The 9,882-nt window shown below is 70.6% G+C and carries 7 protein-coding genes and 1 pseudogene; 5 read left to right on the top strand and 3 right to left on the bottom strand.

The window, feature by feature from the left end; translation table 11 throughout:
- The first annotated feature begins 154 nt into the window (after positions 1-154).
- The 5 genes from VLF18_RS22990 (at position 155) to VLF18_RS22970 (ending at position 7,395) form a co-directional block, all read left to right on the top strand.
- Positions 155-625, top strand: coding sequence for a group II truncated hemoglobin (locus VLF18_RS22990; RefSeq protein ID WP_325281963.1), 471 nt, complete (start codon positions 155-157; stop codon positions 623-625).
- 61 nt (positions 626-686) lie between these two features.
- Positions 687-1,112, top strand: a complete 426-nt coding sequence (locus VLF18_RS22985) for an iron chaperone (RefSeq protein ID WP_325281962.1) — start codon at positions 687-689, stop codon at positions 1,110-1,112.
- Positions 1,109-1,753, top strand: a complete 645-nt coding sequence (locus tag VLF18_RS22980) for a cold shock and DUF1294 domain-containing protein (protein WP_325281961.1) — start codon at positions 1,109-1,111, stop codon at positions 1,751-1,753. The genes VLF18_RS22985 and VLF18_RS22980 overlap by 4 nt, the downstream gene beginning before the upstream one ends.
- Before the next feature lie 132 nt (positions 1,754-1,885).
- Positions 1,886-6,226, top strand: coding sequence for a DEAD/DEAH box helicase (locus VLF18_RS22975; protein ID WP_325281960.1), 4,341 nt, complete (start codon positions 1,886-1,888; stop codon positions 6,224-6,226).
- A 158-nt stretch (positions 6,227-6,384) separates the two neighbouring features.
- Complete coding sequence (locus VLF18_RS22970) at positions 6,385-7,395, top strand: saccharopine dehydrogenase family protein (RefSeq protein WP_325281959.1); 1,011 nt, start codon at positions 6,385-6,387, stop codon at positions 7,393-7,395.
- A 3-nt stretch (positions 7,396-7,398) separates the two neighbouring features.
- Here the strand turns inward: VLF18_RS22970 and VLF18_RS22965 are convergent, their stop codons facing one another.
- The 3 genes and pseudogenes from VLF18_RS22965 to VLF18_RS22955 all read right to left on the bottom strand — a co-directional run.
- A complete protein-coding gene (locus tag VLF18_RS22965) occupies positions 7,399-8,040 on the bottom strand; it encodes a hypothetical protein (protein ID WP_325281958.1) in 642 nt (213 codons plus the stop codon).
- A complete protein-coding gene (locus tag VLF18_RS22960) occupies positions 8,037-8,966 on the bottom strand; it encodes a sigma-70 family RNA polymerase sigma factor (RefSeq protein ID WP_325281957.1) in 930 nt (309 codons plus the stop codon). The genes VLF18_RS22965 and VLF18_RS22960 overlap by 4 nt, the downstream gene beginning before the upstream one ends.
- Positions 8,967-9,432: 466 nt before the next feature.
- Positions 9,433-9,882 (bottom strand): annotated as a pseudogene (locus VLF18_RS22955) (hypothetical protein); the annotation flags it as partial.

The raw sequence follows: 9,882 nt of genomic DNA, 5'->3' as shown, positions 1-9,882 counted from the left end.
GGCGGTTTCTAGAACCGCCGTTTCTGTCGTTTTCCTGAACTCGCCGGGTCCGGCGCCGGTCCGGACCCGGCTCCGCCGATCGGACGCCGGCGCGCTCGATCGCGTGCGGTGCATGCTGGCATGATGGCGCCCGGCGACCGGACGGAATTCCAGCATGCAGGCACCCGCAGTTCCGACGCTCTACGAATGGCTCGGCGGAATCGATGCCTTGAACCGACTGACGGCGCGTTTCTATGAGCACGTCAGGCAGGACGAACTGCTCGGGCCCGTTTTCGCGCACATGGACGCGGCGCATCCCGGTCACGTGGCGGCGTTCCTGGGCGAGGTTCTCGGCGGTCCCGCGATCTACTCGGCGTCTCACGGCGGTCATCCGCATATGATCCGGCAGCATCTGAACCGCCACCTGAGCCAGGAAAAGCGGCGCCGCTGGGTCGAGCTGCTGCTCGCGACCGCGGATGAACTCGGCCTGCCGGACGATCCGGAGTTCCGGTCCGCACTCGTCGGCTATCTCGAATGGGGTTCGCGGCTCGCCGTCATCAATTCCCAGCCCGGGGCGACCGTCGATGCGGATGCGCCCATGCCGCGCTGGGGCTGGGGCGAAGTGAAAGGGCCGTACCAAGGGTGACGGCGCGTGCGGCGCAGAGGCCGGACCCCGCAGGATATCGTGCGATGCAAACGGGGATGACATGAACACCGCTCCTGCGACTGTCGACGAGTACATCGACCGCTTTCCGCCTGCTGTCCAGGCCGTGCTCCGCACCGTTCGCGCGACCGTGAAGCAGGCGGCGCCGCAGGCCGAGGAGCGCATCAGCTACCGCATGCCCGCGCTTTTCCAGAATGGCGCAGTCGTCTACTTTGGCGCGTTCAAGCATCACCTCGGCCTGTTTCCGCCGGTGGACGATCCGGCGCTTCGTGCCGAGGCTGCCCGCTATGCGGGGCCGAAGGGCAACCTGCAATTTCCGTACGACCTGCCGATGCCGCTCGAACTCATCGCCGCGATCGTGCGTGCGCGCGTCGCGTCCAACGCGGCGAAGGCGGCAGCGAAGCCGCGCAAGTCCGGGCGCCCGCCCGCGGCGAGCCGTGCCGGCACGGCGGGTTCCGCGCCGAAGTGAACGCTGACGCGAGACCGACCGTGCGCTTCCAGGGCCGCATCACCGCGTGGCGGGACGACCGGGGCTTCGGCTTCATCACGCCCGACGGCGGCGGCGAGCACGTCTTCGTGCACATCCGGAATTTCCCGCGTGGCGGTCGCCGTCCTGCCCAGGACGATCGCGTGAACTACACGGCCGAGCGCGACGAGCGCGGCCGGCTGCGGGCGGCGAGCGCGGCTCATGTCGTCACGACGAAATCGCCGTCGTCGTCGTTCCGGCATGGCAGGCGACCCGGGCTGCTCGCCGTTGCTGTCGCGTTCCTGCTGCTGGTGCCGGCGCTGGTTGCTCTGGGTCGTTTGCCCGCCGCAATTGCCGTCGTCTATGTCGTCATGAGCATCGTGACGTTCGGCGCCTATGCGCTCGACAAGGAGGCGGCGAGGGCGGATCGCTGGCGCACGCCGGAAAGCACGCTCCACATGCTCGGCCTGTTCGGCGGCTGGCCGGGCGCGCTGCTTGCGCAGCAGCTGCTGCGTCACAAGTCGAAGAAGGCGTCGTTCATCGCCGCGTTCTGGTTTTCCGCCGCCGTGAATGCGAGCGTGCTCCTCTGGATGCTCACGCCGTCCGGCAGCGAGTTCCTGACGTCGCTGACGAGCGGAAGGTAGGGCCCGCGTGCACGCGCCGATCCGGCGGCAAGCGGTGCCCGTCCGCTATGGCCGCCCTCGCTTGACGCCCCTCGCACGCTGCCCCATATCGATCGCCTCGCCGTTCCCGCTGCAGTCGATCGTGTTGATTCCATGCCGCTGACGCATTTCCATCCCGCCGTCGCCCGCTGGTTCGAGCGCACGTTTCCCGCGCCGACCGCGGCGCAGGCCGCCGCGTGGCCGGCGATCCGCGCCGGGCGCAACACGCTCGTCGCGGCGCCGACCGGATCGGGCAAGACACTGACCGCGTTTCTCGCCGCGCTCGACGAACTCGTGCGGCGCGGGCTCGAGGACGGCGGGCTGCCCGACGAAACCGCCGTCGTCTACGTCTCGCCGCTGAAGGCGCTGTCCAACGACATCCGCCTGAATCTCGAAGCGCCGCTCGCGGGCATCCGCGAGGAACTCGCCGCGCTCGGCCTGCCCGATGTGGAGATCCGCACGACCGTGCGCACGGGCGACACGCCGGCCGCGGAGCGGCAGCAGGCGTTCCGCAAGCCGCCGCACATCGTCGTCACGACGCCCGAATCCCTGTACGTCCTGTTGGGTTCGGCGTCGGGCCGCGCGATGCTGTCGACGGTGCGCACGATCATCGTCGACGAAATCCACGCCGTCGCCGCGAGCAAGCGCGGCAGCCATCTCGCGCTGTCGATCGAGCGCCTGCAGGCGCTGTGCGCGCAGCCGCTCGTGCGCGTCGGACTGTCGGCGACGCAGAAGCCCATCGACGCGGTCGCGCGCTTCCTCGTCGGCGCCGGCGACGGCGCGACCGCGCCGGACTGCGAGATCGTCGACATCGGCTACGGCAAGGAACGCGACCTCGCGCTCGAACTGCCGCCGACGCCGCTGTCGGCGGTCATGTCGACCGACCAGTGGGAACAGGTCTACGAGCGCGTCGCCGAGCTCGTGCGTGCGCATTCGACCACACTGGTATTCGTGAACACGCGGCGCATGGCCGAACGCGCCGCGCGCCACCTCGGCGAGCGGCTCGGCAAGGACGTGGTCGCCGCGCACCACGGCAGTCTCGCGCGCGAACTGCGCCTGGACGCCGAGCAGCGCCTCAAGCGCGGCGAGCTGCGCGTGCTCGTCGCGACCGCGTCGCTCGAACTCGGGCTCGACATCGGCGACGTGAATCTCGTCTGCCAGCTCGGCACGCCGCGGTCGATCGCGGCGTTCCTGCAGCGCGCCGGGCGTTCGGGCCATGCCGTCGGCGGCGTGCCGAAGGCGCGCCTGTTTCCGCAGTCGCGCGACGAACTCGTCGAGTGCGCGGCGCTGCTCGACTGCGTGCGCCGCGGCGAGCTCGACGCGCTGCGCATCCCGGTCGCGCCGCTCGACGTGCTGTCGCAGCAGCTCGTGGCCGAGACCGCGAGCCGCGACTGGGACGAGGACGCGCTGTATGCGCTCGTGCGCCGCGCCGCGCCCTACGCGGATCTGTCGCGCGCCGACTACGCGGCGGTCGTGCGCATGCTCGCCGAAGGCTTCACGACGCGCCGCGGCGCGCGCGCGGGCTACCTGCACCGCGACGCGGTCCACAAGCGCCTGCGCGAACGCAAGGGTGCGCGCATGACCGCGCTGATGTCCGGCGGCACGATTCCCGATACCGGCGACTACGCGGTCGTGCTCGAACCGGAGTCGCACACGATCGGCACGGTCAACGAGGACTTCGCGATCGAAAGCCTGTCGGGCGACGTGTTCCAGCTCGGCAACGCGAGCTACCGCATCCTGCGCGTCGAGCCCGGCCGCGTGCGCGTCGAAGACGCCAGGGGCCTGCCGCCGAACATTCCGTTCTGGCTCGGTGAAGCGCCGGGCCGCAGCGACGAACTCTCCACCGGCGTGTCGCGGCTGCGCGAAGACGTTGCCGCCGCGATCGCCGCCGGCGGCGCGGAAGCCGCGCTGCAATGGCTCATGCGCGAGGTCGGGCTCGACGAGGAAGCGTCGCGGCAGATCGTCGACTATCTCGGCAAGGCGATCGCGGCGCTCGGCGAACTGCCGACGCAGTCGCGCATCGTGCTGGAGCGCTTCTTCGACGAATCCGGCGGCACCCAGCTCATCGTGCATTCGCCCTACGGCAGCCGGCTCAATCGCGCCTGGGGTCTCGCGCTGCGCAAGCGCTTCTGCCGCCAGTTCAATTTCGAGCTGCAGGCCGCGGCGACCGAGGACGCGATCATCCTGTCGCTGTCGACGAGCCACAGCTTTCCGCTGATCGAGGTCTCGCGCTACCTGCATTCGTCCTCGGCGCTCGACGTGCTCGTGCAGGCGCTGCTCGACGCGCCGCTGTTCGGCGTGCGCTGGCGCTGGAACGCGACGACGGCGCTCGCGCTGCCGCGCTTCGTCGGCGGACGCAAGGTGCCGCCGCAGCTGCAGCGCATGAAATCCGAAGACCTGCTCGCGACGGTGTTTCCCGATCAGGTCGCGTGCCTGGAGAACATCGTCGGCGAGCGCGAGATCCCCGATCATCCGCTCGTCGCGCAGACGCTGCACGACTGCCTGCACGAAGCCATGGACAGCGAGGGCTGGCTGCGCCTGCTGCGCCGGCTGGAGCAGGGCGCGATCGAAGTCACGGCGCGCGACCTGCCGCTGCCGTCGCCGCTCGCCGCCGAAATCCTCAACGCGCGTCCCTACGCGTTTCTCGACGATGCGCCGCTCGAGGAGCGCCGCACGCAGGCCGTGCAGAGCCGGCTCTATCGCGAGGCCGAGTCCGCCGACGAACTCGGCAAGCTCGACGCCGCGGCGATCGACGCCGTGCGCGACGAAGCCTGGCCGCAGCCGCGCAGCGCCGACGAGATGCATGAGGCGCTGCTCGGCATCGGCGTCGTCACCGACGACGAAGCGCAGGTCAATCCCGGCTGGCACGACTGGCTGATGGCGCTGGCCGCCGACGGCCGCGCGACTCGCATCGCCAACGACGCGGCAGTTCCGTTGTGGGTCGCGACCGAGCAGGTGCCGCTCGTACGCACGCTGTTCGGCGATGCGGCCTGCGTGCCCGACGTCGCGGTACCCGAGGAATTCGCGCAGGTCGAATGGACGCGCGAAACCGCGCTGCGCGAACTGCTGCGCGCGCGCCTGACCAGCCTCGGGCCGACGCCGGCCGCGGCGCTCGCGCAGTCGCTGGGCCTGCCGCGGGCCGACGTCGAACAGGCACTGCTCGCGCTGCAGAGCGAAGGCTATGTGATGCAGGGTCGCTTCAGTCCCGGCGGCACGGTCGACGAATGGTGCGAACGCCATCTGCTCGCGCGCATCCATCGCTACACGCTCAAGCAGCTGCGCCGCGAGATCGAACCGATCGCGCCGCGCGACTTCCAGCGCTTCCTGTTCGACTGGCAGCGGCTCAGCGACGGCGAGCGCGTGCGCGGCCCCGAGGCACTGGCCGGCGTGCTCGCGCTGCTCGAAGGCTTCGAAGCGCCCGCCGTGGCGTGGGAAGCCGATCTGCTGCCGGCGCGCGTGCGCGACTATTCGATCAGCTGGCTCGACGAACTCTGCACCGCCGGCCGCACGGTGTGGACGCGGCTGCGGCCGAGCACCGGCGACGGCGCCGCGCGCGGCAACACCTCGCTGCGCGCCACGCCGATCCTGCTGCTGCCGCGCCGCCATGCGCCCGTGTGGACGCGGCTCGTGCCGCGCACCGACGAGGCACCGGAACTCAGCTCGCGCGCGCAGCGCGTCGCCGACTATCTCGACGCGCACGGCGCGTCGTTCTTCGACGACATCGCCGACGGCGCGCGCCTGCTGCGCACCGAACTCGAAGACGCGCTCGCCGAACTCGTCGTGCGCGGCCGCGCGCACTGCGACAGTTTCGCGGGGCTGCGCGCGCTGCTCGTGCCCGCCTCCAAACGCGACGGCGGCGGTTCGCGCCTGCGCCGCCGCAAGCCGGCGCTGTTCGGCATCCAGGACGCGGGCCGCTGGGCGCCGATCCGCGCGCCGCAGCAGTCCGCGCAGGCCGAGGAGATCGAACATGTCGCACGCGCGCTGCTGCGCCGCTACGGCATGATCTGCTGGCGCCTGCTCGAACGCGAAGCGGCCTGGCTGCCGCCCTGGCGCGAACTCGTGCGCGTGTACCAGCGTCTCGAAGCGCGCGGCGAGATCCGCGGCGGCCGTTTCGTCACCGGCATTCCCGGCGAGCAGTTCGCGCTGCCCGACGCCGTCGCCGCGATGCGCAAGACGCGCCGCGACGAAAAGAAAGACCGATGGATCGCCGTCGCCGCGACCGATCCGGCGAACCTGCTCGGCACGCTGCTGCCGGGCGACAAGGCCGCACGCATCCCCGGCAACCGCGTGCTGTTCCGCGACGGACTGCCGGTCGCCGTGCTCGTGGCCGGCGACGTCGCGTTTCTCGAAACGCTGACCGCAGACGAACAGCAGGCCGCCACGCGGCTGCTGCGCGGACTCGCGCCGGCCGCATCCGACGCCGCGCTGCCAGCGGCCAGGGCGGCTCTGCCATAGGCGAGAACGGCGGCGTCGCGTCGCGAGATTCGCTAAAGAATTCGAAAGCGTGGCCGCGCGCGGTTCTGGCTTCCTTTGCGTGCCCGGATCGCGGGCGCCGACGGAATCGCCGATATGGGAAAGCGCAACCGCACGAGCCGTGTCCGTGGAGTCCGGCCATGAGCGCGAATCGCACGGCGGCCGTCTTCGGCGCCTACGGGCATACCGGTCGTTTCGTCGTCGCCGAACTCGCCCGGCGCGGCTGGTCGCCGATCCTGTGCGGTCGCGACGCGCGGAAGCTCGAGGCGTTGGGTCGCGACTATCCGGCGCTGCCGCTGCGCATCGCCCCGGTCGACGATCCGGCCGCGCTCGACCGGGCGCTCGACGGCGCGGTTGCCGTGATCAACTGCGCCGGGCCGTTCCTCGACACGGCGACGCCGGTGATCGAAGCGGCCTTGCGTGCGCGCATCGCGTATCTCGATGTCAGCGCCGAACAGCAGTCGGTGCTCGACACGTTCGAGCGTCACGCGGACGCGGCGCGCGAAGCCGGCATCGTCGTGCTTCCGGGCATGGCGTTCTACGGCGGCCTCGCCGATCTGCTCGCGACCGCGGCGACGGGCGACTGGCCGCAGGTCGAAACCATCGACGTCGCCGTCGCGCTGGACCGCTGGCATCCGACGGCGGGCACGCGGCTGACCGGCCAGCGCAATCACTATCGCCGTCGCGTCGTCTCGGACGGCCGGCTCGCCGATCTTGCGAATCCGCCGCCGCTGCGCGAATGGCAGTTTCCGGCGCCGTTCGGGACGCAGGCCATGGTCGCGTTGCCGTTCTCGGAAACGATCACGATCTCGCGGCATCTGCGGGTCCGGGAACTCCACTCGCATCTCAACCGCACCGCGATCGAGGAAGTGCGCAGCGCCGACACACCGGCGCCGGTTGCCGTCGACGCAGCCGGACGATCGGCGCAGCGCTTCGCGATCGAGGTGCGCGTGACGCACGCAGGGCAGGCGCGTCGTGCCGCGGCGACAGGGCAGGACATCTACGCGATCACCGCGCCGCTGGTCGTCGAGGCGCTGGAGCGCATCGCCGACGGACGCGGCCTCGGCACCGGCGCGCTGGCGGCCGGAGAGGCGTTCGATGCGGAGGATTTCCTGACGTCTCTGTCGCCGCGGGTGCTCGAACGCTACTGAGTGCTAGCGCGTGAATTCGACCGGATAGCTCACGCGCTCGCGGCCGTCGCAGTCGACGGTCACCTCGGCCTTGCCCGGCGCAAGACGCGTGGCCGCGAGACCGAGGTTGGCGAAGCCGAAGTCGTCCGGCGTCGCGCGGGCCGCGAGCACGGTGTCGGACTGGCGGATGCTGACGGTCGGCGTGCAGCCCGGTGCGGACGCGACCGGTACGCTGAGCACGATCTGGCCGTCGGCGGGCAGGCGCAGCTTCGGAACGTCGCTGATGCTGCTGCGCATGCGGTCCACGGACAGCAGCGTCGTCGGCACCAGGTCGGGTGCCTGCGGCGACCACTGCCGGCCGAGTCCGATGCCCACGGCCAGCATCACGCTGGCAGCCGCGAGCAGCGGCGCCCACGCAGTGGTGCGCGACGGGCGCGCCGGCAGCGGGACGACCGTCGAGGCCGCCGCGGCCGGCGCGACGGGCGATGACGCCGACGCGGCGACCTCCTGCGGCGCGAGCCCCATCCGCAGCGCGGTGTCGGCGTCGACCAGCTCGGCCAGCTCCGGGCGTTCGATCATGAGGATCTCGAACGCCTCGGCGGCCGCCTCGTCCATGCCGCCGTCGAGGTAGGCACGCAGCAGGTGGTTGTCGAGCGCTGAAATCATTCGGACCTCGGTCTGCCGCTGATAGGGAGCGCAGACGAAGCCGCACCTCGCACCGCGTCGACGCGCGGCTGCATTTTTTCGCGAAGCCGGTCACGCATCCGCGACCGCGCGCGGAACATCACCTTGTCGAACTGGTCGGCCGTGAGCTGCAGCCGCTGCATCAGTTCCGCCTTGTCAGCGCCTTCCATATAGAAGCCCGTCAGCAGGTCGCGGTCGCGCTGCGTCGGCAGCTCGGCCAGGACCTCGTGCGCAAGCCTGTGCAGTTCGCTTTCCTCGCAATGTTCCAGCGGCGTGCGCTGCCTGTCCAGCCACAGCGGTTCCTGTTCCGGCAGCTCGGCCACCGTGATCGGCTGCGCCTTGCGATTGGCCGCATAGACGATGTGGCGCGCGGACTCGTGCATGTAGGCCGCGAGAGCCGAGGGCCGGCGGATGCGACCCTCGCGGATGGCCAGCAGCACGGCGATCAGCACGTCCTGCGTCAGGTCGTTCGTCAGCGCGACGTCGCGCGTCATGCGCAGGATCATCGCGCGCACGCCCGGCAGGCGTGTGACCGCGTCGGATTCCGACAGCGATGCGTCCGGCGATTCCGCTTCGCCCTTGTCGTCAGCAATACCCTCCATCGGACCGCCCCCTGTCGAACCCGTGCCAAGGCACGAATTGCTTGATCGTTCCGGTTGAGCGAGCCCGGTAGTTCGCGACGAGTGGTGCGATGAACGGCTCGCCCGGCGCACCTGTTTCTGGCGCGATCGAGCATAACCAAGCGTGAAACTATTTTCACGTTGCGAATTTGCTACCTGCTTCGCGCGATCGCGAACGCCGCGCAACGCTGCCGCGCGTCGGATGCCGCCGCTGTGCGTCGGGACAACTCCGATGCGGCCGCCTGTCCACGCCATCGGCAGACAAGCGAACTGCAGGTCCGGCGTCATGAACCACGCCGGTGCCGGAATCATGAAGCACGCGGCTGCATCACGGCAGAGGAAACGCCCCGCCGATCGCATACGCGAAGCGGAAATTGTGGCTTGCGGCAATCAGCCGGGCGGCGAGCGCGCCGGCCAGCGTGCCGAGCTTGGGCGAGAAACGGCATTGCGAAGTGTTTCGACTCGAACGGATGCAGGGATCGCGCGAAGCTCTCGACGTCGTTCACGTTCACGCCGGGTGGCGGCGAAACAGCGTGGGGCTCAGCGAAATCAGTCCGCCGTTCACGACCGCGCCGGCGACGATGCCGCATTACTGCGGGCGGTCGGCCGCAGGCGGCGGTGCCGCCTGCGGGCCGGGCTCGATTCAGCGGACGAACAGCGCGATCAGGATGACGATCGGCAGCGGCACGCCGAGCAGCAGCAACAGGATCGAACGCATGGTATTTCTCCAGTTAGGGAAAATGTCCGGGATCGGTCAGTCCACGAGATCGCGGCGCCTGCCGCCCCAGGTCGCGCAGAAGCTTGCGAAGAACGCGCCGCCGAGCAGCGAGATGAACAGCCAGAGCGCCGCGTAGGCCGCCGCCTTGCGCGCCTTGTCGGCGGCCTCTTTCGCCGCCGCCGCCGTCCTTTCCCAGTTCGCGTACGCCGCCTTGACGCGCGCGTCGGCCTCGGCCGGCGTCAGGCCGGTGCGGCGCGCGACGACGTCGGCGAGATAGCGGCTGTCCTCGGCGCTCAGCGAGCCGACGCGCACGGCGTTGGCGAAGATGCGTGCGGCTTCGGCGTTCGCGGTCCGGTCGGCCGGTGCCGCGTTGACCGGTGCCGTGGCCGGTGCAGGCGCCAGGCCGTCGGCAGGCGTCGCCGGCGGCGTCGCGCCGGCGCCTTGACGGAACAGCGTGTCGATGAGGTAACGGCCGTTGCCGCTGTC

Origin of the sequence: Tahibacter sp. (assembly GCF_035481375.1) — a bacterium.
Classification (GTDB): domain Bacteria; phylum Pseudomonadota; class Gammaproteobacteria; order Xanthomonadales; family Rhodanobacteraceae; genus Tahibacter.
The sequence above is the reverse complement of the archived record's forward strand: the minus strand, read 5'-3'. Positions and strand labels throughout refer to the sequence as shown.

Bases quoted from the DNA above. Each gene is read 5' to 3' on its own strand.
- VLF18_RS22985 (WP_325281962.1), top strand. From the start codon at position 687: ATGAACACCGCTCCTGCGACTGTCGACGAGTACATCGACCGCTTTCCG.
- VLF18_RS22970 (WP_325281959.1), top strand. From the start codon at position 6,385: ATGAGCGCGAATCGCACGGCGGCCGTCTTCGGCGCCTACGGGCATACC.
- VLF18_RS22975 (WP_325281960.1), top strand. From the start codon at position 1,886: ATGCCGCTGACGCATTTCCATCCCGCCGTCGCCCGCTGGTTCGAGCGC.
- VLF18_RS22965 (WP_325281958.1), bottom strand. From the start codon at position 8,040: ATGATTTCAGCGCTCGACAACCACCTGCTGCGTGCCTACCTCGACGGC.
- VLF18_RS22990 (WP_325281963.1), top strand. From the start codon at position 155: ATGCAGGCACCCGCAGTTCCGACGCTCTACGAATGGCTCGGCGGAATC.
- VLF18_RS22960 (WP_325281957.1), bottom strand. From the start codon at position 8,966: ATGACGCCGGACCTGCAGTTCGCTTGTCTGCCGATGGCGTGGACAGGC.